This is a genomic window from Pseudomonas sp. FG35 (assembly GCF_057809295.1).
This window is the reverse complement of sequence record NZ_JBMDJR010000019.1, coordinates 30,539-52,201: the sequence shown is the minus strand read 5'-3', so window position 1 is coordinate 52,201 and position 21,663 is coordinate 30,539. Positions and strand designations below refer to the sequence as shown.

The following is a 21,663-nucleotide window of genomic DNA, read 5'->3' as shown; positions in this document are numbered from 1 at the left end:
CCTCCGGGAGAGGGCTGGGGTGAGGGTAGCTTTTGATCTTCCGACCTCAGAAACAACAAAGCCCGCACAAGGCGGGCTCTGTTCTGACTCGATCCAGCCTTAGAAGCGAAACACTTCCATATCCGTACGAATAGGTGAAGCCATCGGGATCTTCGGCTGTTTCTCGGCTTCCGCCGCCGGTGCTGCCGGCTTCGGTGCCGGTTTGCGCGGTGCTTCGGCAACCGGTGGCTGATTGGCCAACGGCTTGAGCGCCACCGACAGCTGCTCGGCCAGACGCTGCAACAACACGCCCTGCGCCTGCACCTGCGCGGCGGTGGTGCCGGCATGCTGTTCCTGCAGATGCACGATGCGGTTGTCCCGCACCTGACCACGACGGTCGATCAGGCGCCACTGCGCGTCCAGAATCGCCGGTTGCTTGGCACCGGAATCCAGACGAGTGATGGTCAACAGCACCTGCACATCCGGGGTGAAGCCCAGGGTCGCTGGCGCCAGCACTACGCGTTGACTGTCCAGATGCCCGGCAACCTGACGCAGAAGCAACTGATCGATGTCCGAAGACAGGCTGCCGGCCCAGCGGCCATCGACCGAGGCCTGCAGGCTGCCGTCCGGCTGACGCTGCAACAGGGTTTCACGTTGCAGGTAATCGGCAACGATTACAGGGCCCAGCAAAACTGCCATGCCCGCGCTTTGCGCAGGCTGAGCCGGACTTCCGCTGTCCAGCTGATACAGCGACACCGGCTGGTGAACACTGCAACCCGCCAGGCCAAGAACGCCGGCGAGCAGGAAAATAAGGGGGCGCAGAGAAGTCATCATCCCGTCCAGGTGGCCGCCACAAGGCTGACCACAGTGAAAATACTCAACAAATATGAAGAACGCTCGGCCACGCCGGCGCTTGGAAAGGCCATATCATCCGTGAATATGCGTTCCGACTCCAGCGCCAAAGCGCCGATCTACGGGTTAAATCGTAGATCGGACGCTCTAGAGAGGCGTTCTCAGTCATTTTCCCCGAAGGAGAAAACAGTACGAACGCTTCCTGGCCGCTTAATTGAGGTTTTCGACGAGCAGCGCATCCACCCGCTGGAAGCCACGTGGCAGTTTGTTACCACGGCGACCACGTTCACCTTTGTAGTGTTCGAGGTCGTCGGCTTTCAGCGACAAGGTGCGTTTTCCGGCCTGCAGCACCAAGGTGGCGCCTTCCGGAAGAACGGCGATGTCCGTGACATATTCTTCGCGACTGGCCACACGCTCACCGGAAATACCGATGATCTTGTTGCCTTTGCCCTTTCCTAATTGTGGCAGATCGCTGATCTTGAAGATCAGCAGGCGACCCTCGGTCGTCACCGAGGCCAGCCAGTTGTGCTCGCGATCGGCCACCGGACGCGGCGCGATCACCTTGGCGTTGTTGGGCAGGCTCAACAGGGCCTTGCCGGCCTTGTTCTTGGCCTGCAGGTCTTCACCTTTCACCACAAAACCGTAACCGGCGTCGGAGGCGATCACGTACAGCGAGTCCTCCTCAGGCATCAGCACACACTCGAACGTTGCGCCCGGCGGTGGCGTCAGACGGCCGGTCAACGGCTCGCCCTGACCCCGTGCCGATGGCAGGGTGTGGGTGGCCAGCGAGTAACTGCGGCCCGTGGAGTCGATGACCACGGCTGACTGGTTCGAACGCCCCGCCGCCGAAGTCTTGAAGCCGTCTCCGGCCTTGTACGACAGGCCAGTGGCGTCGATCTCGTGGCCCTTGGCCGAACGGATCCAGCCTTTTTCCGACAGTACGACGGTAACCTTCTCGTTCGGCAGCAGATCGTGTTCGGTCAACGCCTTGGCTTCGGCACGTTCAACGATTGGCGACCGACGGTCATCGCCGTAGGTTTCGGCGTCTTTCAGCAGTTCGCTGCGAACCAGCTTCTTCAGCTTGGCTTCGCTGCTCAGCAGGGCTTGCAGCTTGGCTTGTTCCTTGAGCAGTTCGTCCTGCTCGTCGCGCAGCTTCATCTCTTCCAGTCGCGCCAACTGACGCAGACGGGTGTCGAGGATGTAGTCGGCCTGGATTTCGCTGAGGGCAAAACGCTCGATCAGCTTGGCTTTCGGATGCTCCTCGGTGCGGATGATATGAATCACTTCATCCAGATTGAGGTAGGCGATCAGCAAACCGTCCAACAGGTGCAGGCGACGCTCGACCTTGTCGAGTCGGAATTGCAGACGGCGACGCACGGTCAGCACGCGGAATTCCAGCCACTCCACCAGCAACGCACGGAGGTTTTTCAGCTGCGGCTTGCCGTCCAGACCGATGATGTTGACGTTGACCCGGTAGGTCGACTCCAGCTCGGTGCTGGCGAACAGGTGCTGCATCAGTGCTTCGTGATCGACACGGCTGTTGACCGGGATGATCACGATGCGGCACGGGTTTTCGTGGTCGGATTCGTCGCGAAGATCGGCGATCTGCGGCGCTTTCGACGGTTTGGCCTGCATCAGCGCGGCGATCTGTTCCAGTACCTTGGCCCCGGAGACCTGGTGCGGCAGCGCGGTAACGATGATGTCGCCGTCCTCGACGTGGTACACGGCGCGCATGCGCACCGAGCCCTTGCCGGTTTCGTACATTTTCAGCAGGTCTGCGCGCGGCGTGATGATTTCCGCTTCGGTCGGATAGTCCGGGCCCTGAATGTGCTCGCAGAGCTGTTCAACCGTAGCTTTCGGCTCATCGAGCAGGCGCACGCACGCGGTGGCGACTTCGCGCAGGTTGTGCGGCGGTACGTCGGTGGCCATACCCACGGCGATGCCGGTGGTGCCGTTGAGCAGGATGTTCGGCAAACGTGCCGGCAACACCAACGGCTCCTGCAGGGTGCCGTCGAAGTTCGGGCCCCAGTCTGCGGTGCCCTGGCCCAGTTCGCTGAGCAGTACTTCGGAATAACGCGACAGCCGCGCTTCGGTGTAACGCATGGCGGCGAAGGACTTCGGATCGTCCGGCGCACCCCAGTTACCCTGACCGTCCACCAGCGTGTAGCGATAGCTGAACGGCTGGGCCATCAACACCATCGCTTCGTAGCACGCCGAATCGCCGTGCGGGTGGAACTTGCCGAGCACGTCGCCGACGGTACGCGCCGACTTCTTGTGCTTGGAATCGGCGTCCAGCCCCAGCTCGCTCATGGCGTAGACGATACGCCGCTGTACCGGTTTCAGACCGTCGCCGATATGCGGCAGGGCACGGTCCATGATCACGTACATGGAGTAGTTGAGGTAGGCATTTTCGGTGAAGTCAGCCAGCGACCGGCGTTCTACGCCATCTAAGCTGTCTGCAAGGTTGTCGCTCATGCGGGCCTCATCGGTTCGTTGTCTGGCGCAGCAGCATGGTGCCGCCGCGCTGAGTAAATTCAAGTTTGTTCAGGGCGCTCATGCCGAGCAGCACCTGATCGCCATGCAGCCCCGGCGCCACCAGTGCGCGGACGTCCCGCAGCACGATGTCGCCGAGTTGCAGGCGGTCGATTCGGGTGCGATAGCCCTGGCTCAGGCCATTGGCCGTGCTCAGGGTCACACCGAAACCTTCTTCCAGCCTGAGGTTTTTCGCCACCTCGGCCGGGATTGCCACATCGGTCGCGCCGGTGTCGAGCATGAACTCCACCGGCCGACCGTTGATCAGGCCGCTGGCGACAAAATGTCCCTGGGCGTTGCCGATCAATTTCACTTCGATAAAGCCGTTGCCCTGCTGCGAAGCCACTTCCACATTGGGATTACGCTGGCGTTCTTCCCACTGTCCAAAAAACCGCGTGGCCAGAAACAGCGCCGAGCACCACGCCAGAATCATCAACACCCGACCGGCGCGCTTGCCTGGTGGTTGCTGACTCAAGGGCTCGCATCCCAGCCGCCCGCAGGGGCAGCAAAACGCCACACAATCGGCCGAAACTCGCCATCGGCACGGGTTGCCGAGTTGTTGTCGACGCCGATCCACGCGCCTTGCGCATCGACCAGCAACGCTTCGGCCATTCCGTGTTCGGCGTCGTATTGACGGCTCGGAACCAGTGCATCCGCAGCGAATGACCAGCAACGCTCCTGCTTGCCCGTCAACATTTCATGCCGACAGATTTTGAAAGCATTGCGATCCAGCAGAAACAACTTGTTATTGAATAGAGCAATATCCGAAAAGTCCTTCTCGACTAATTTTGAGCCTGGGAATTGGGGCGGTTGCGGCGCCAGCCCGCCCTCTGTCATCACCACACAACCGACAGCGCAATACCATGTGTAATAAATCGGAGTAATACGCCGCTCGATTTTTACCAACCCTCTTTTTTGCCGCTCTGCTGCCAGCCAGATTTGAGTACTGGCGATGCCAGTAATCACCAAGCCTTCAAACAGCGCATTGGCGTGCGCCAACAACCCGGCTTCCCTCGCCTTTATCTGCATGTTCGGCGAGATGGTCAAAAACCAGGCCGAGGCTCCACTTGATGGGACCTTGAGAATGGCTGAATACGTTTCGCTGAGCACGTACAGATTCCGGGCAGAGTCGCAGGTGATCCCCTCAAAGTCCAACGCACCATTACCCGCAAGCGACCTGAAAAAGCTCTGGGTTTTCATGCCCAGAGTCCGCCTGGCATCGTCAGGCGCTGGTGGAACATTAATCAAAACAGCCTCGGCCTTCCACACCGTGGCTCGTGTATCGAGCTTGTACAGGCGATCGTCATCTCGATCCGAAATCGTCCACAACTGCTCACCGCACCTGGCCAGGCCGGATAGATTACCAGCACGCATGCCATCTACCGGATGCTCCGAAAGCATCAGTAATTCCGGATCAGCGGCCAGTACCAGTGAACTACAGACGAACAAAATACCCGCAACAACATAATTGAGCTTCATCATTGAATCTCCCGCAGTCGGCGTTTCAAGTTTCCCCGAGCCTTGCACGACATGTCGGAATTCAACGACCTCACTACTGTCTCGACAGCATTGCTTCAGAGCTTCATTGCCTGCACTTGAGGCCAAGGACTTCAACCACTGGCCAGCGCAGCAAAGCTGTAAATCATTGAGCGCTTCTTATCATCAGCGTGCGCATCACAAGCCTGTCCGGCGGTAACGCCCGGCCAGTCATTCCGTAACAGGCCAATCTTTCCTGACCAAAGTATTACAGGGTTTTCCAGTCCTGCTGCGGATCGCGAACAATCAGCAACGCAAGAGATCGAAACCTAAGGCTTGGCGCTCCAGCCCCCCTCAGGCGCGGCGAAACGCCAGATGATCGGGCGAACCTCGCCATCGGCGCGCGGGCCGAAGTTGTTGTCGACGCCGATCCAGGCACCTTGAGCATCGACCACCAGCGCCTCTTCCAACCCGAAGTTCTGCGAATAACGCCGATTGGCCTGCAACAGCTCGGCCGCATACGACCAGCAGAGCTCGACCTTGGCCGTCTGCGCATCACGGCGACAGATCTGGTAGGCGTTGCGCTCAAGGGTAAACAGTTTGCCGTCGAACAGGGACACGTCGGAAAAATCCCGATTGACCGGTCGGGCTTTCGGGAACTGCGGCGGTTGCATTTCCATCCCGCCTTCGCTGAGCAGTACGCAGCGACCGTCACAATCCCACACCGTCTGCTGGCGCTTGATCAGCAACAAGCCACGGCTTTGCCGCTCGGCGGCCAGCCACATCTGATCGCCCGCCGGATTGATCGCCAGGCCTTCGAATATCGCGTTGAATTGCAGCAACATGCCACTGGCCCGCGCTTCGCGAACCATCATCGGCGAGATTTTCAGCCACGACGACGGCCCCTGCGGCGGCACTTGCAGTACGGCGGCGTGGCCTTCGCTGACAATGTAGCGATTGCCGGCGCTGTCGCAGGTGATCCCTTCGAAATCCAGATCACCGCCGCGAACAAACGACGCCGCCCAGGTCCGCGACTTGATGCCCCACGGCAAACCGCTGTCGGGTACTGGCGGCGGGTCGATGCGCACGGCAGTCGCCTGCCAGACGGGATCGCGAGTATCGAGACGATAAATCTGGTCATCGTCGCGATCCGAAACGGTCCACAGGTCATTGCCGCACAAGGCCAGCCCCGACAGGTTGCCGCCACGCATGCCTTCGACCGGGTGTTCGGCGAGCACGCGCAGTTCTTGCGCAGGCTCCGCCGACACCGTCATCGAACCCAGCAGCAACGCACCCGCCAAGGCCCGGCCAAACCGCATCAGGCCAGAACCTCGGCGAGGTTGCCCTTGGATTCGAGCCAGGTCTTGCGGTCGCCGGCGCGTTTTTTCGCCAGCAGCATGTCCATCATTTCCGAGGTCTCGGCGAAGTCATCCCCGAGGGTCAACTGCACCAGGCGCCGGGTGTTCGGGTCCATGGTGGTTTCACGCAGTTGCGGCGGGTTCATTTCACCCAGACCTTTGAATCGGGTGACCTGCGGCTTGCCGCGTTTCTTCTCGGCGACCAGACGGTCGAGGATCCCGTCGCGCTCGGCTTCGTCGAGGGCGTAGTAGATCTCTTTGCCCAGGTCGATGCGGTACAACGGCGGCATCGCGACATAGACGTGACCGGCATCCACCAGCGGGCGGAAATGCTGGACGAACAAGGCACAGAGCAGGGTCGCGATGTGCAGGCCGTCGGAGTCGGCGTCGGCGAGGATGCAAATCTTGCCGTAGCGCAGCTGGCTCATGTCCTCGGCGCCCGGATCGACCCCGATGGCCACCGCGATGTTGTGCACTTCCTGGCTGGCCAGGACTTCGCTGCCGTCGACTTCCCAGGTGTTGAGGATCTTGCCGCGCAACGGCAGGATCGCCTGGAACTCCTTGTCCCGCGCCTGTTTGGCCGAACCGCCGGCGGAATCACCTTCCACCAGGAACAGCTCGGAACGCATCGGGTCCTGCCCGGCACAGTCGGCCAGTTTGCCCGGCAATGCCGGTCCCTGGGTGATGCGTTTGCGCTCGACTTTTTTGCTGGCCTTCAGACGACGGCCGGCGTTGCTGATCGCCAGCTCTGCCAGGGCCAGACCGGTTTCCGGGTTGGCGTTGAGCCACAGGCTGAACGCGTCCTTGACCACACCGGAAACGAAAGCCGCCGCTTCACGGGATGACAGGCGCTCTTTGGTCTGGCCGGAGAATTGCGGTTCCTGCATCTTCATCGACAGGACGAAAGCAATGCGCTCCCAGACGTCTTCCGGCGCCAGCTTCACGCCGCGCGGCAGCAGGCTGCGGAACTCGCAGAATTCGCGCATCGCATCGAGCAGGCCCTGACGCAGACCGTTGACGTGGGTGCCGCCCTGCTCCGTCGGGATCAGGTTGACGTAGCTTTCAGTGACCGAGGTGCCGCCTTCCGGCAGCCACAGCAGCGCCCACTCGACCGCTTCCTTGGTGCCGGCCAGGTTGCCGCAGAACGGGGCATCCGGCAGACGCTCGAATTCGCTGACCGCGTCCACCAGATAGGAGCGCAAGCCATCCTCGTAATGCCACTCGACCTTTTCGCCGGTGCCTTTGTCTTCGAAGCTGATCAGCAGCCCCGGGCACAGAACGGCCTTGGCCTTGAGCACATGCTTGAGGCGGCTGATGGAGAATTTTGGTGAGTCAAAGTATTTCGGGTCCGGCGCGAAGTACACGCTGGTCCCGGTATTGCGCTTGCCGACGGTGCCGATCACTTGCAGATCGGTGGCCTTGAAGCCGTCGGCGAAGGTCATTTCGTATTCGTTGCCGTCACGCTTGACCCGCACCCGTACCTGGGTCGACAAGGCGTTGACCACGGAAATACCCACCCCGTGCAGACCGCCGGAGAACTGGTAGTTCTTGTTGGAAAACTTGCCGCCCGCATGGAGCTTGGTGAGGATCAGTTCAACGCCAGACACCCCCTCTTCCGGGTGGATGTCGACCGGCATGCCACGGCCGTCGTCGCAGACTTCCAGCGAGTGGTCGGCGTGGAGGATGACCTGAATCGATTTGGCGTGGCCGGCCAGGGCTTCGTCGACACTATTGTCGATGACTTCCTGGGCAAGGTGGTTCGGCCGACTGGTGTCGGTGTACATGCCGGGGCGTTTGCGCACCGGGTCGAGGCCCGAGAGGACTTCGATGGCGTCGGCGTTATAGGAGCTAGCGCTGGGAGTGGCCATAGGGTCTCGTCGTCAGTGATTCAATGAAAATGGGGCAAGACTTCACAGTGCGGTGAAATCGATTGCCTGATAGGTATCGGCGCCAATCCCGGCAAAGCTGAGCAATGCCGGCAATTGTGTAACAAATCCCTGGAAACTATGGTCGCCGCCGGCCTGAATGCGCAAGGCACAGGCCCGGTAATACTGCTGGGCGAGGCGATAATCCAGCGTTTCATCCTCGGTCTGCAACCATACCTGATATCGCTGCGGATCCTGCGGCGCCGGCACTTCCAGCTCGGCCAGGGCCGTCACGTGGTCGTGGGTCAGCTCCCAGGTTTCGTCGGTGTACAGGTTTTTCTGGGTGCCCAGGTATCCGTCGAACATCCGGTGTGGACTGACGGCCGGGTTGACCAGCAAGGCTTTCAGGCCATGGCGCTCGGCCAGGTGAGTCGCATAGTAGCCGCCGAGCGAGCTTCCCACCAGCAATGGCCGGCCGAGTTCGGCGATTGCCTGCTCCAGCTGACCGATGGCTTCGCGCGGGTGGTGATGCAGCGCCGGGACACGCAGTTGATCGCTCAAACCCAGCCGCTCCATCACCTCGACCAGCTGACAGGCCTTCTTCGAGGCCGGCGCGCTGTTGAAACCATGGATATAGAGAATCGAACCGGACATTTGAGCTCCCTGGGCGTCGGCTGAAGAAAGCGGAGTTTACAGGGAGTCAGGGGGTGTTGGGCCAGCACCCGAGGAAATCAGCGCTGCACCCGTCAATCAGTAACCGTTGGAGCCGTAATCCACCTGAAAATCAAAACCGGAGACACGCTCCACGCCGGTCTCCAGCCGCCCATCCGGCAGCAGCCGCAACCAGCGATACCCCGGTGCCTGCTCGCCGACCTTGAAGTCTTCACTGCCCGGCTCGAACTGGATGCAGGTCGATGGCGAGGCGATCAGTCGTACACCGTTGCGCTCGCGGTCGATTTCCTGATGCACATGCCCCCACAGCACGGCGCGGGCCTGCGGGAAGCGGTCGAGCACCTCGAAAAAGGCTTCCGGATTGCGCAAGCCGATCGGCTCCATCCAGGCGCAACCGATCGACACCGGATGGTGGTGGAAGCACACCAGATGATGGCGATCCGGCGCTTCGCTCAGGGAACGGGCGAGCAATTGCAGTTGGTCATCCTGCAAATATCCCGGCACCGAACCGGGCACTGCCGAATCGAGCAGGGTCACGCGCCAGTTGCCGACATCTACCACAGACTCCAGCAGTGCACTCTTCACCGTCGCCCGCGCCATGATCTGCGGTTCGTCGTGATTGCCGGGGATCCAGCGGGCCGGCGCATCGATCTGCGCCGTCATTTGGCGAAACAGCTGATAGGACTCCAGCGTACCGTCCTGGGACAGGTCGCCGCTGGCAACGATCAGGTCGATCCGCGGTTGCTGTTCGAGCACCAGATCGATGACTTTTTGCAGGCTCTCGCGGGTGTTCATGCCCAGCAGCGTTCCATCCGCTTCGGCGAACAGGTGACTGTCAGAGAGTTGCACCAGCAACGCCGTGTCGGCGGTGGTCAAAGTCGATACGCTCGGCAAGGCGTTCTCCCCCGGGATCGCGGGAATGGATAGGTGCGGCAATTATGCGGGGGGACAGCACAAAGAGAAACCGGCGAACCGGACGCAGTTCACAACTTGCGCTGGTTATCGGACTGCCGCGTATTCGTGTCCGCACGCCAGACAATGACTCAGCCACTCACCCAGGAACAGATTGAGCTGGGCCTTCTCGTCCGGCTGATGCATGGCCGCATTCGGGTAAGGATAGACGCCGCGAAAGCGTCGCGCATGCTCGGCGCTGATCACCTCGGCCATGCGCGCGTCGTGATACACCTGCACTTCCAGTTGCGGCACCGGCAGCCACGGCAGGCTGTGTTCCTGACGCACCTGCAGGGTCGTGGTGTACGGACAGGCCTGCAACACTTCCAGGGTCAGCACACCGAGCATCTGGTCGCCCTGGGTCACGGCGATGCGCCGCGCTTCGGGGTCGCTGCGCATGTCCGGCAACAGTCGCATCAGGCGCGCGTAGTTCGCCTCGCAGGCGGCTTGCAGGCCCATGAGGTCGACGCGGTAGCGATCGCGCAACTTGTTTACGACCATAGCCCCCTCACTTCGGCGCGATTGAGCGCCAGCCACTGCAAGGCGATGATGCTCGCCGCATTGGCAATCCGTCCGTCACGTACGGCCTGCAGGGCATCTTCAAAAGCCCAGACCGTGACGCGAATATCTTCGGCTTCTTCCTCCAGCCCATGCAGGCCGCCAGCGCCTTCGGTGCTGCAACGCCCCAGGTACAAATGCACGAATTCGTTGCTGCCGCCCGGCGACGGAAAGTATTTGGTCATCGGCCACAGGGCCTTGATGTCCAGCCCAGCTTCCTCCTGTGCCTCGCGGTGAGCAACTTCTTCCGGCTGTTCGTCCTTGTCGATCAGACCGGCGACCAGCTCCACCAGCCACGGGTTGTCCGTCTTGCCCAGAGCACCGACGCGAAACTGCTCGATCAGCACCACTTCATCGCGCTGCGGATCGTAGGGCAACATGCACACGGCATCGTGGCGCACGAACACTTCACGATTGATTTCGCGGCTCATGCCACCGGCGAACAGTTCGTGGCGCAAGTGCAGACGGTCGAGCTTGTAGAAGCCCTTGTAGCACTGTTCGCGTCGCACGATATCGACGGCGGTCGGAATGGCTTTGGCAAAATCGGTCATGAGCATCCTCTTTACTGCAAATCCAATACGAGGCGCCTTACCTGCGACCTCGACTTCGCGCCATCCTAACGCGCCCGTGATGTTTGATGCAGCCCCTTTACTGTCAGCGGGATGGACGGTGGAGGCGAAACCCACTCTAATTAGCTTAGTGGCGAACTGACCGCTTCGTTGAGAGTCGAAGCGGTAACTTTTTGCCTTCCCCTGCTTCAGAAAGGACGCCCATGTCGCTTTTCAAAATCGCCTCCGTGGCCGCCATCGCCCTGACTCTGGGCGCTTGCGCCAGCCTGTTCCAGCCCAACTACCGCACGCCGCTGGAAACCACCCGCGACGCCTCGGAAACGCTGAAACCGGGTTGCTCCAACCAGGACTGCCCACTGGTGAACATCGATACGTTGCGCTTCCCGGCAGAACCGGCGCTGGACGGCATCATCGAAAAACGCCTGCTGCAAATGACCCGCACCGCACCGAACGCCCCGGTGGCGCCGACGCTGGCAGCGTATCGCGAGCAGTTCCTGGCCACCGCCGGCCCGCGCAACAGCAGCTATTTGCAGGCGAAAGTACGCGAGCAGCATGACGGTCTGGTGATCATCGAAACGTCGAGCTACCTGGACACCGGCGGTGCCCACGGTACGCCTGGCCGTGGTTTCATCAACTATTCGCGTCAGCAGCACAAGGTGCTGACCCTGGCGGACATGCTGCTGCCGGGTCAGGAAGAGGCGTTCTGGAAAGCGGCGCAAGTGGCGCACAACAGCTGGCTGATCAGCACCAAGCTCGATCAGGAACCGGAGTTCGTGAAGAGCTGGCCGTTCGTCAAAACCCCGAACGTGGCGCTGACCTACGGCGGTGTGATCCTCAAGTACGACGTGACCACTATCGCGCCTTATGCGCTGGGCCACGTCGAACTGAAGATCCCTTACCCGCGCCTGAACGGCATTCTCAAGCCCGAGCTGTTTCCCGGCCGTAACTGAAAGCCCGGCCGAGCACCAGTTGCAGCAGCCCTGCCAGCACCAGCGCCGGCAGGGTCGCGCCGACATCCGGATACAGATTGGCCAGCAAGTGATAGGTGCTGATGCCACCCAACCAGGCCAATAGTGCCGGCCAGCGCAACGCGGCCGACGCCACTTGGGCACTGCGCTTGCGCAGGATGAAGTGATCTACCAGCACCACGCCGAACAGCGGCGCAAACACCGAACCGATCAGCAGCAGGAAGTTCTGGTATTGCGCCAATGGCGCGAGCAAGGCGATCAGGGTGCAGATCACACCGATGGCCAGCGCCAGATGCTCGACTTTCAGACGCAACAGAATCCCGCTGGAAACCGCCGCCGAGTGAATGTCCGCGAAAGCGTTTTCCGACTCGTCCAGCAGAATCAGCAACAGCGGAATGCCCAGACCTGCGCCGGCCAGTGCCAGCAGCAGCGCGTTGACCTCACCGCTCGGCGCGAAGGCCAGGGTGTAGGCCACGCCGAGACTCATCAGCCAGAAGTTGCCGATGAAAAACCCGATGGCCGTGCCGCCGAACACGTTCTTCGCCCGCTGGCCGAAACGCGAGTAGTCGGCGATCAGCGGCAGCCACGACAGCGGCATCGCAATCGCAATGTCGAAGCCCACGGCGAGTGACATCGAGCCATCCCCGGCCTGTGCCCACAAGGCGGCGAGATCAGCCTTGGCGAACAGGTTCCAGGTCAGCCAGATGCACGCGGCCAGAATCAGCCAGATGCCCCACTTGCGCAGGATCTTGCGCACGAACGTCAACGGCCCGCTGATCGCGAGCAACGTCGCCAATGCGCCGAAGCACAGCGTCCACAACATCGGACTGGCCCACAGCGAACCTTCGCTGAACGCACGGGTGCCGAGCAGACTGGCGGCGTCGCGCATGACGATAATTTCGAACGAGCCCCATCCGATCAGTTGCAGCAGGTTGAGCAGCGCCGGCAGGCTCGCACCTTTGCTGCCGAGGCTGAGTTTCAGCGCGGCCATCGACGACAGGCCGGTGTCGCTGCCGATCACGCCAACGGCGGCCAGCAACAGGACGCCGACCAGGGTGCCGAGGAAAATCGCCAGCAGCGATCCCGACAGGCCCAGCCCCGGCGCCAGCAATGCACCGGTCTGCAACACCATCAGGCCGATGCCGAGGGAGAACCATAGGGAAAACAGATCGCGACCGCCGAATACTCGCTGGCTGGCGGGCACGGCGAGGTCGGGGGAATAAGTACCGGGTTGAATGCTCAAGGGTGTTATCTCAGAGGGACATTTGTTGTTGTGCTGACCCGTTGTGATCGTTCCCACGCAGAGCTTGGGAACGATCAGCGCGGGATCAAACTTTCTTGTACAGCTGACTGCCTTCCTTCCTGAACCGCTCGGCCTGTTCCGCCAGGCCCTGGGCGACGTCCACGTCGACCGCGTCGATCCGCTGGTTGGCCGCGTATTCGCGGACTTCCTGAGTGATCTTCATCGAGCAGAATTTCGGCCCGCACATCGAACAGAAATGCGCGACCTTCGCCGAGTCCTTCGGCAGGGTTTCATCGTGATACGAACGGGCGGTGTCCGGATCCAGACCGAGGTTGAACTGGTCTTCCCAACGGAATTCAAACCGCGCCTTGCTCAAGGCGTTGTCGCGGATCTGCGCGCCCGGGTGCCCTTTGGCCAAATCCGCCGCATGAGCGGCAATCTTGTAGGTGATGATCCCGGTCTTCACGTCATCCTTGTTCGGCAGACCCAGGTGCTCCTTCGGCGTCACGTAGCAGAGCATGGCGCAACCGAACCAGCCGATCATCGCCGCACCGATACCGGAAGTGATGTGGTCGTAACCCGGTGCGATGTCGGTGGTCAGCGGGCCAAGGGTGTAGAACGGCGCCTCGTCGCAGCACTCCAACTGCTTGTCCATATTCTCTTTGATCAACTGCATCGGCACGTGGCCCGGGCCTTCGATCATGCATTGCACGTCGTGCTTCCAGGCGATCTTGGTCAGCTCGCCGAGGGTTTCCAGTTCGCCGAATTGCGCTTCGTCGTTGGCGTCGGCAATCGAGCCCGGACGCAGGCCGTCGCCCAGCGAGAAGCTGACGTCGTAGGCCTTCATGATTTCGCAGATTTCGTCGAAGTGGGTGTAGAGGAAGTTCTCTTTGTGGTGCGCCAGGCACCACTTGGCCATGATCGAACCGCCACGGGACACGATGCCGGTCACGCGTTTGGCGGTCAGCGGCACGTAGCGCAGCAGCACGCCGGCGTGGATGGTGAAGTAGTCGACGCCCTGCTCGGCCTGCTCGATCAGCGTGTCGCGGAACAGCTCCCAGGTCAGGTCTTCGGCGACGCCATTCACTTTTTCCAGCGCCTGATAGATCGGCACCGTACCGATCGGCACTGGCGAGTTGCGGATGATCCACTCGCGGGTTTCGTGGATGTGCTTGCCGGTGGACAAGTCCATCACCGTGTCCGAGCCCCAGCGAATGCCCCAGGTCAGTTTCGCCACTTCTTCTTCGATGGACGAACCCAGCGCGCTGTTGCCGATGTTGCCGTTGATCTTCACCAGGAAGTTGCGACCGATGATCATCGGTTCCAGTTCGACGTGGTTGATGTTGGCCGGGATGATCGCGCGGCCGCGGGCGATTTCTTCGCGCACGAATTCAGGGGTGATTTCTTTCGGGATGCTCGCGCCGAAGCTGTGGCCGGCATGTTGCTGCTTCAACAGGCCGGCGGCGCGGGCCTCTTGCAGCTTCATGTTTTCGCGGATGGCGACGTATTCCATCTCGGCGGTGATGATGCCTTTGCGCGCGTAGTGCATCTGGCTGACGTTGGCCCCGGCCTTGGCCCGGCGCGGGTTGTTGACGTGGGCAAAACGCAGTTTGGTCAGCTCTGGGTCGGCGAGGCGTTCCTGGCCGAAGTTGGAACTCAGGCCTGGCAGACGCTCGGTGTCGCCACGGTCGTCGATCCACGCCGAACGCACGTCGCCCAGACCTTTGCGCACGTCGATCACCACGTTCGGATCGGTGTACGGGCCCGAGGTGTCGTAGACGGTGACCGGCGCATTGATTTCGCCGCCAAAGTCGGTCGGGGTCACATCGAGGGTGATTTCGCGCATCGGCACGCGGATGTCCGGGCGGGAGCCCTGAACGTAGACTTTTTGCGAACGGGTGAACGGTTGGACCGACTGCTCGTCGACCTTGGCCGAGTCACTCAGGTTGATCGCATTTTTAGATTTTGTAGTCATCACGGGCTCTCCAGACAGCATCCAGGCAGTGGATTGTCGGAGCAGAACCTGAAAGGCACGGACGCACCCAGAACGGGTGCTGTGCATCGTCGTCGAGCGTTCGATTGTCGAACAATTTCCCGGACGAAGCACAAGAGGACTCGCCGGGTGACGAGAAATCTTGTTCCCTACGCAGGCGCTAACCTGATCAGGTTCAACGGGATCCGAAATTATTCGATCTCAGCCTCATAGCAAGGCACCCCGACAAGAACCCGGCCAGTCTAGACACAACCGGCAAAGAACGCCAACACCGCGGCAAACACCATGATGAATGGCGCAATTGGCAGATTGTTGCCTGCTGCTGGCGCAACTACACTCGCTACGCCATGCTGCGCCTTGACGCTGCATGGGCCGCGCCTTACCTTTGGCGCCCGGATTATTTCCATAATATTCATGCTAGGGATCGCCTCATGCTGCGCAAACTCTCACTGGCTGTTGCCGTGTCTTGTGCGTCCACCACAACGGTCTGGGCAGCAGAAGCGCCTTTATCGACCAAGACTGATCTGGTCAGCGTCTATCAGGAAGCGGTCGACAACAACGCCGACCTGGCCGCCGCCCGCGCCCAGTACGGTGCGCAGAAAGAAGTCGTGCCCCAGGCCCGCGCCGGGTTGCTGCCGAACCTGTCCGGCGGCGCTGAAGTCGCCAACGTACGCACGTCGATCGACCAGCCCTCGGCCATCGCCAACCGCAGCGCGCACTCCTATCAGGCGACGCTGGCGCAGCCGCTGTTCCGCGCCGACCGCTGGTTCCAGTACCAGGCCGCCAAGGACGTCAACGAGCAGGCCGCGCTGCAACTCTCGGCCACCGAGCAGAACCTGATCCTGCAAACCGCCGAAAGCTATTTCAACGTGCTGCGCAGCCAGGACAACCTGGCCTCGACCAAAGCCGAGGAAGCCGCGTTCAAGCGCCAGCTCGATCAGTCCAACGAGCGCTTCGATGTGGGCCTGTCGGACAAGACCGACGTGCTGCAATCGCAAGCCAGTTACGACACCGCACGCGCCAACCGGATCGTCGCCCAGCGTCAGGTCGATGATGCGTTCGAAGCGCTGATCACCCTGACCAACCGCCAGTACAACTCGATCCAGGGCATCGTCCACACCCTGCCGATCCTGCCGCCGGCACCGAACGACGCCAAGGCCTGGGTCGATACCGCCGCGAAACAGAACCTCAATCTGCTGGCCAGCAACTATGCGGTCAGCTCCGCCGAACAGACCCTGAAACAGCGCAAGGCCGGCCACCTGCCGACCCTCGACGCCGTGGCCAAATACGAAAAGGGCGACAACGACGCCCTGGGTTTCTCCAACCCGAATGCGTTCGGTACGCCGTACAGTGGCAATGTCGAGCAGAGCACCGTGGGCCTGCAACTGAACATTCCGATCTACAGTGGCGGATTGACCAGCTCCCAGGTGCGCGAGTCCTACTCACGGCTGGACCAGACCGAACAGCAGCGTGAAGGCCTGCGTCGGCAAGTGGTCGAGAACACCCGCAACCTGCACCGCGCGGTGAACACCGACGTCGAGCAGGTGCAGGCGCGCCGCCAGTCGATCATCTCCAACCAGAGTGCGGTGGAAGCCACGGAAATCGGTTATCAGGTGGGGACGCGCAACATCGTCGACGTGCTCGACGCCCAGCGTCAGCTGTACACCTCGGTGCGCAACTACAACAACACCCGCTACGACTACATCCTCGACAATCTGCGCTTGAAGCAGGCGGCGGGGACGTTGAACCCGGGTGACTTGCAGGATCTGACCCGCTACCTGAAGGCCGACTACAACCCGGACAAGGATTTCCTGCCGCCGGATCTGGCCAAGGCTGCCGAAGCCCAGCTCAAGGCCCGGCCTTAAACAAGAAACGCAGCCCTGAGGCTGCGTTTTTTTATGGGCGGTCGATCAACCTTCCCAGTCCATCGAGCAAGCGCTGCAACGCGCCCTGATTGCGGCGCATCACGCTCAGCCCGGCGTCGGCCATGCGCTGTGCGTCGCGGGGCAATTCGAACAGGCGCTGCACCTCTGTGGCCAGACCTTCGGCGTCGTCAACCTCGGCCAAGGCTCCTGCGCTGCGCAGTTGCGCGGCGATGTCGAGGAAGTTGAACAGGTGCGGCCCGCTGATCACCGGTTTCGCCAAGGCTGCCGGTTCCAGCAGATTGTGTCCGCCGTTGGGCACCAGACTGCCGCCGACGAACGCGCTGTCGGCCAATGCGTAGAGAAACAGCAGCTCACCCATGGTGTCGCCGAGCAGCACCGAAGTCTGCGCATCGACGCTCGCGCCAGTGGAACGACGCACCGTGGCAAAACCTTCACGCTGGCACAACTCGAACACCGAGTTGAAACGCTCCGGATGGCGCGGCACCAGAATCAGCAGCGCATCGGGATGGTTGGCCAGCAAACGACGGTGAGCGCTCAGCACCACTTCGTCTTCGCCTTCATGGGTGCTGGCGGCGATCCACACCGGACGCTCCAGCGCCTGCCATTGGCCGCGCAATTCATGGGCACGTTGCAGCAGTTGCGGGTCGATGGTCAGGTCGAACTTGATCGAGCCGGTGACTTCGACTGTCTCCGGGCGCGCACCGAGATCGCGAAAGCGCTGTGCTTCGGCCTCGGTCTGCACGGCGAACAGGCTCATTTCGGCGAGCATCGGCGCGGTCAGTTTGCTGAACCGGCCATAGCCCTTGGCCGAACGCTCGGACAGCCGCCCGTTGGCCAACGCCACCGGAATCCCGCGCTTGGCGCACTGGTGGATGTGGTTCGGCCAGAGTTCGGTTTCCATGATCACTGCCAGTTTCGGCTGCACGCGATCCAGAAAACGCGCCGCCGCGCAGGGCAAATCGTAAGGCAGGTAGCAATGCTGGATGCGCGGCTCGTTGGCGAACATCGCCAGGATGCGTTCCGAACCGGTCGGCGTCATGCAAGTCACGGTGATCGGCAGCTGTGGATAACGTTGCAGCAGTGCACGAATCATCGGCGCGGCGGCGATGCTTTCGCCCACCGACACGGCGTGAACCCAGATGCCGCCCGGTTGCAGGGCCGGCATGCCACAGGAGAAACGTTCGCCAATCCGCTCGGCATACGCCGGCGCCTTGCGCGAACGCAGCCACAGCCGAATCGCCACCAATGGCAGCCCCAGGTAAAACAGCGCGGTGTAGAGAGTTCTATTCATGGCGGCGGAGTTTATCGGCTTTTGCCGCCGATCGCCCGCAGGTGTATGGCAAATCGCTCCGCCAGCCAGCGAGCGGCCGGGCCAAGCGGTTCGTCGCGGCGCCAGACCAGTTCCACCACCAGCGCCGGCGGCGTCCATTCGCTGTCGAGCTCCACCATCAGCCCCTGATACGCCGAGTACTGCACCACGTGACGCGGCAGCCAGGCCCAGCCGAGATCGCGCACCAGCCATTCGGCCATCACATAGAAGCTGTCAGCGCGCCACACCTGCGGACTGGCCGGTTCGTTGCCGGGATAAATGCTGGTCTGGGTCGACATCAACAACTGCCGATGCTGAGCCAGTTGCTGGCAGGTGACGTAAGCCTGCGATGCCAAGGGATGGTTGACGCCGCAGACTGTGACCATTTCCACACTGCCCAGCACCCGGCGCTCCAGCGCTTCAGGGATTTCATCGTGATAGAACAACAACCCGAGATCGGCCCGGCGCTCCACTAGCTTGCGCGAAACCTCGCCCTGGGCGGCGCTGGTCAACTGGACTTCAAGACTGGGAAACTGCTCGGCCAGGGCGCCGAAACTTTCCACCAGCGCCTGATAGGGCATCGCCTCGTCCTGGGCCACCCGCAATTGCGCTTCCTGCCCGCGCATCATGGCCACGGCCCGGCCGTTCAGGCGCTCGCATTGGCGCAACACTTCCCGCGCCTCTTCCAGCAACGCCTCCCCCGCTTCGGTAAGACTCGGCTGGCGGCCGCTGCTACGCTCGAACAGACTCACGCCGAGATCGTCCTCGAGCACGGCAATCGCGCTGCTGATCGCCGACTGTGCCTTGCGTTGCTGCCGCGCCACGGCGGAGAACGAACGCTGTTCGGCCACCTCGACGAACACCCGCAATTGCTCCAGATTCCACTGCATGCTCATCGGCCAACCCATCTTGTAAACAGATAGGTAATGACTTTACCCCATCTGGGGAGTCACTAGAATGCCGCCTCAGAAAGCAACGCTTCACACGAGGATTTGAACATGAACGCTTACGTCTACCTGGCCATCGCCATCTGTGCCGAAGTGATCGCGACCGTCTCGATGAAAGCCGTCAAAGGCTTCAGCACGCCATTGCCACTGCTGCTGGTCGTCGTCGGTTATGGCATCGCGTTCTGGATGCTGACCCTGGTGGTGCGCAGCGTACCGGTGGGCGTGGCCTACGCGGTGTGGGCCGGCATGGGCATCGTGATGGTCAGCGTCGCGGCGCTGTTCATTTATGGGCAGAAGCTGGATATCCCGGCGATGCTCGGGATGGCGCTGATCGTGCTCGGCGTGGTGGTGATTCAGCTGTTCTCGAAAACCGCCGGCCATTGATCCTGACCTGAGCCCTTGCAGGCAATCACGCCGGCAAAGGCTCATGCCCTCCCTCTGTTGATCATCGACAAATTCCCTTTTCCCCGAGTCTGTATACTGCGCCCTCGTCTTGAACACTGAGGTCGTTGCATGCCATCTCCAATTTCCACCGACGTGCTGATTGTCGGCGCGGGTGTCGCCGGTCTCTGGCTGAACGCGCGCCTGCGTCGCCAGGGTTTCTCGACCGTGCTGGTGGAAAGCGCCAGCCTCGGCGGCGGGCAGAGTGTGAAGTCACAGGGCATCATTCACGGCGGCGCCAAGTACGCGCTGCACGGTGCGTTGACCGGCGCCTCGGAAGCCATCGCCGACATGCCGCGCCGCTGGCGTGAGGCCCTGGCCGGCAACGGCGAACTGGACCTGACCGGCGTGCGCCTGCTGTCCGAAGCCCATTACCTGTGGTCGCCGGGCACCCTCGCCGGCAACCTCACCAGTTTCTTCGCCAGTAAAGCGGTGCGTGGCCGGGTCGATCAGGTCAAGGGCGATCAACTGCCGCTGGCGTTGCAAGACAAGCGCTTCAAAGGCAAGGTCTACCGCCTCGCCGAACTGGTGATCGATGTACCGAGCCTGATCCAGCGTCTGGCCGACCTGTCGGGCGACGGTCTGCTCGCCGGCCAGAACATCGAGCCGTTGCTGGAAAGCGGCGTGCTGGTTGGCCTGAAAGTCGATGGCCGTGAGATCCGTGCCCAGCGCATCGTGCTCAGCGCCGGCGCCGGCACTGCCGATCTGCTGACCGCTTTGGGCCTGACTCATCCGGCCATGCAACGGCGGCCGCTGCACATGATCATCGCCAAGGGTCCGGGCCTGAAGCCGCTGTACGCGCACTGCCTCGGTGGCGGCACCAAGCCGCGCATCACCGTGACCACCCACCCGGCCGCTGACGGCCAGTGGGTCTGGTATCTGGGTGGTGACATCGCCGAATCCGAAGGCGTGGCCCGTGAGCCGGCCGAACAGATCGCCACCGCCCAGAAAGAACTTGGCCAGTTGTTGCCATGGATCGACCTGAGCACCGTGCAATGGGCGACCCTGCGCGTCGATCGCGCCGAACCGCTGCAAACCGGCCTGACCCGCCCGGACAACGCCTTCCTCGCCGAAGACGGTCGCCTGCTGGTGGGTTGGCCAACCAAGCTCGCCCTGGCGCCGGACTTCGCTGACCGAGTGATTGCCTCCCTGGAACGCGACGGTATCCAGCCGAGCCATCCTGGTCCGCTGCCCGAGCTGCCAAAACCACCGATGGGCGTTCCCGCCTGGGAGCAATTGCTGCCATGAGCCTGCCGACCCTGCACGATCTGCATCGCCCACTGGGCAGCACCGGCCTGCTGGTTTCGCCGCTGGGCCTGGGCACCGTCAAACTCGGCCGCGACCAGGGCGTGAAATACCCCAACGGCTTCCAGATCCCCGACGATGACGCTGCGCGCATGTTGCTCAAACAGGCGCGGGAGCTGGGCATCAACCTGATCGACACCGCCCCGGCCTATGGCCGCAGCGAAGAACGCCTCGGCCCACTGCTGCGTGGCCAGCGTCAGGACTGGGTGATCGTCAGCAAGGTCGGCGAAGAATTCGTCGACGGCCAGTCGACCCACGATTTCAGCGCCGCTCACACCCGGATGTCGGTGGAGCGCAGTCTGCAACGTCTTGAAACCGATTTTATCGACCTGGTGCTGGTGCACTCCGATGGCAACGATCTGGCGATCCTCAACGACAGCGAAGTCTACGCAACCCTCGCGGCGCTGAAGGCCGAGGGCAAGATTCGCGGCTTCGGTTTTTCCGGCAAAACCGTCGACGGTGGCCTCAAAGCACTGGAGCAAGGCGACTGCGCGATGGTCACCTACAATCTGAACGAACAAAACGAGAAGGCGGTCATTGACTATGCTGCTGCCCACGGCAAAGCCATTCTGGTGAAGAAGGCGCTGGCCAGTGGTCATGTGTGCCTGAGTCCCGGCGTGGATCCGGTGCGCGCCAGCTTCGAGTTGCTGTTCGCCCAGCCCGGCGTGGCCAGTGCCATCGTCGGGACGATCAATCCGCTGCACCTCGCCCACAACGTTGCGACCGTTGCCCAGGTCCTTCGTGGTCACTGACGCCGCC

At 61.9% G+C, this 21,663-nt stretch carries 19 protein-coding genes and 1 riboswitch; of the genes, 5 read left to right on the top strand and 14 right to left on the bottom strand.

All coding sequences use genetic code 11. The annotated features are described in order from the left end of the window. Positions 1-99 precede the first annotated feature (99 nt). The 10 genes from ACODTD_RS26230 to ACODTD_RS26185 form a co-directional block, all read right to left on the bottom strand. Positions 100-810 carry a PqiC family protein gene (locus ACODTD_RS26230; protein WP_041475125.1) on the bottom strand — a complete coding sequence of 237 codons (711 nt, stop codon included), beginning with the start codon at positions 808-810 and terminating at the stop codon, positions 100-102. Positions 811-1,041: 231 nt separating this feature from the next. Beyond that, positions 1,042-3,306, bottom strand: a complete 2,265-nt coding sequence (gene parC, locus ACODTD_RS26225; RefSeq protein WP_011332166.1) for a DNA topoisomerase IV subunit A — start codon at positions 3,304-3,306, stop codon at positions 1,042-1,044. A gap of 7 nt (positions 3,307-3,313) precedes the next feature. Beyond that, on the bottom strand, positions 3,314-3,838 hold the full coding sequence (locus ACODTD_RS26220) for a retropepsin-like aspartic protease family protein (protein ID WP_489105361.1): 525 nt from the start codon (positions 3,836-3,838) through the stop codon (positions 3,314-3,316). Then, the gene (locus ACODTD_RS26215; protein WP_489105366.1) at positions 3,835-4,842 is read right to left on the bottom strand and encodes an esterase-like activity of phytase family protein; all 1,008 of its coding nucleotides are present in this window, start codon (positions 4,840-4,842) and stop codon (positions 3,835-3,837) included. The genes ACODTD_RS26220 and ACODTD_RS26215 overlap by 4 nt, the downstream gene beginning before the upstream one ends. A 326-nt stretch (positions 4,843-5,168) precedes the next feature. Beyond that, on the bottom strand, positions 5,169-6,158 hold the full coding sequence (locus ACODTD_RS26210; RefSeq protein ID WP_011332164.1) for an esterase-like activity of phytase family protein: 990 nt from the start codon (positions 6,156-6,158) through the stop codon (positions 5,169-5,171). Next, positions 6,158-8,065: a DNA topoisomerase IV subunit B gene (parE, locus tag ACODTD_RS26205; RefSeq protein ID WP_489105360.1), complete on the bottom strand. Its 1,908-nt coding sequence runs from the start codon at positions 8,063-8,065 to the stop codon at positions 6,158-6,160. Before parE ends, ACODTD_RS26210 begins: the two co-directional genes overlap by 1 nt. Positions 8,066-8,107: 42 nt before the next feature. Next, positions 8,108-8,716: a YqiA/YcfP family alpha/beta fold hydrolase gene (locus tag ACODTD_RS26200; protein WP_489105359.1), complete on the bottom strand. Its 609-nt coding sequence runs from the start codon at positions 8,714-8,716 to the stop codon at positions 8,108-8,110. A gap of 96 nt (positions 8,717-8,812) precedes the next feature. Beyond that, on the bottom strand, positions 8,813-9,628 hold the full coding sequence (gene cpdA, locus ACODTD_RS26195) for a 3',5'-cyclic-AMP phosphodiesterase (RefSeq protein ID WP_489105358.1): 816 nt from the start codon (positions 9,626-9,628) through the stop codon (positions 8,813-8,815). A 105-nt stretch (positions 9,629-9,733) separates the two neighbouring features. Beyond that, entirely contained in the window at positions 9,734-10,186 is a 453-nt protein-coding gene (locus tag ACODTD_RS26190) for a DUF1249 domain-containing protein (RefSeq protein ID WP_489105357.1), read from the bottom strand. Further along, entirely contained in the window at positions 10,177-10,794 is a 618-nt protein-coding gene (locus ACODTD_RS26185) for an NUDIX domain-containing protein (protein ID WP_011332160.1), read from the bottom strand. Before ACODTD_RS26185 ends, ACODTD_RS26190 begins: the two co-directional genes overlap by 10 nt. A gap of 221 nt (positions 10,795-11,015) precedes the next feature. Between ACODTD_RS26185 and ACODTD_RS26180 the strand changes: the two genes are divergently transcribed. Continuing rightward, complete coding sequence (locus tag ACODTD_RS26180) at positions 11,016-11,762, top strand: RsiV family protein (protein ID WP_201817198.1); 747 nt, start codon at positions 11,016-11,018, stop codon at positions 11,760-11,762. On the opposite strand, the gene cytX is transcribed toward ACODTD_RS26180, so the two are convergent. Both cytX and thiC read right to left on the bottom strand, forming a co-directional pair. After that, positions 11,731-13,023, bottom strand: a complete 1,293-nt coding sequence (gene cytX, locus ACODTD_RS26175) for a putative hydroxymethylpyrimidine transporter CytX (RefSeq protein WP_489105356.1) — start codon at positions 13,021-13,023, stop codon at positions 11,731-11,733. The two genes, ACODTD_RS26180 and cytX, sit on opposite strands and share 32 nt — an antisense overlap. Before the next feature lie 85 nt (positions 13,024-13,108). Continuing rightward, positions 13,109-14,998, bottom strand: a complete 1,890-nt coding sequence (gene thiC / locus ACODTD_RS26170; RefSeq protein ID WP_108559280.1) for a phosphomethylpyrimidine synthase ThiC — start codon at positions 14,996-14,998, stop codon at positions 13,109-13,111. A 147-nt stretch (positions 14,999-15,145) separates the two neighbouring features. Further along, positions 15,146-15,251, bottom strand: a riboswitch (TPP riboswitch). A 196-nt stretch (positions 15,252-15,447) separates the two neighbouring features. Between thiC and ACODTD_RS26165 the strand changes: the two genes are divergently transcribed. Beyond that, a complete protein-coding gene (locus ACODTD_RS26165) occupies positions 15,448-16,881 on the top strand; it encodes a TolC family outer membrane protein (RefSeq protein WP_011332156.1) in 1,434 nt (477 codons plus the stop codon). A gap of 31 nt (positions 16,882-16,912) precedes the next feature. Here the strand turns inward: ACODTD_RS26165 and waaA are convergent, their stop codons facing one another. Continuing rightward, positions 16,913-18,193, bottom strand: coding sequence for a lipid IV(A) 3-deoxy-D-manno-octulosonic acid transferase (waaA, locus tag ACODTD_RS26160; protein WP_011332155.1), 1,281 nt, complete (start codon positions 18,191-18,193; stop codon positions 16,913-16,915). An 11-nt stretch (positions 18,194-18,204) separates the two neighbouring features. Next, entirely contained in the window at positions 18,205-19,107 is a 903-nt protein-coding gene (locus ACODTD_RS26155) for a LysR family transcriptional regulator (protein WP_285357149.1), read from the bottom strand. A 102-nt stretch (positions 19,108-19,209) separates the two neighbouring features. On the opposite strand from ACODTD_RS26155, the gene ACODTD_RS26150 reads away from it, so the two are divergent. The 3 genes from ACODTD_RS26150 to ACODTD_RS26140 all read left to right on the top strand — a co-directional run bounded on the left by ACODTD_RS26150 (position 19,210) and on the right by ACODTD_RS26140 (position 21,656). Then, the gene (locus ACODTD_RS26150; protein ID WP_011332153.1) at positions 19,210-19,542 is read left to right on the top strand and encodes a DMT family transporter; all 333 of its coding nucleotides are present in this window, start codon (positions 19,210-19,212) and stop codon (positions 19,540-19,542) included. A 129-nt stretch (positions 19,543-19,671) separates the two neighbouring features. After that, positions 19,672-20,847 (top strand): NAD(P)/FAD-dependent oxidoreductase, encoded by a 1,176-nt coding sequence (locus ACODTD_RS26145; RefSeq protein WP_011332152.1) that lies wholly within the window; start codon positions 19,672-19,674, stop codon positions 20,845-20,847. Beyond that, positions 20,844-21,656, top strand: coding sequence for an aldo/keto reductase (locus ACODTD_RS26140; RefSeq protein WP_011332151.1), 813 nt, complete (start codon positions 20,844-20,846; stop codon positions 21,654-21,656). The genes ACODTD_RS26145 and ACODTD_RS26140 overlap by 4 nt, the downstream gene beginning before the upstream one ends. Positions 21,657-21,663 lie beyond the last annotated feature (7 nt).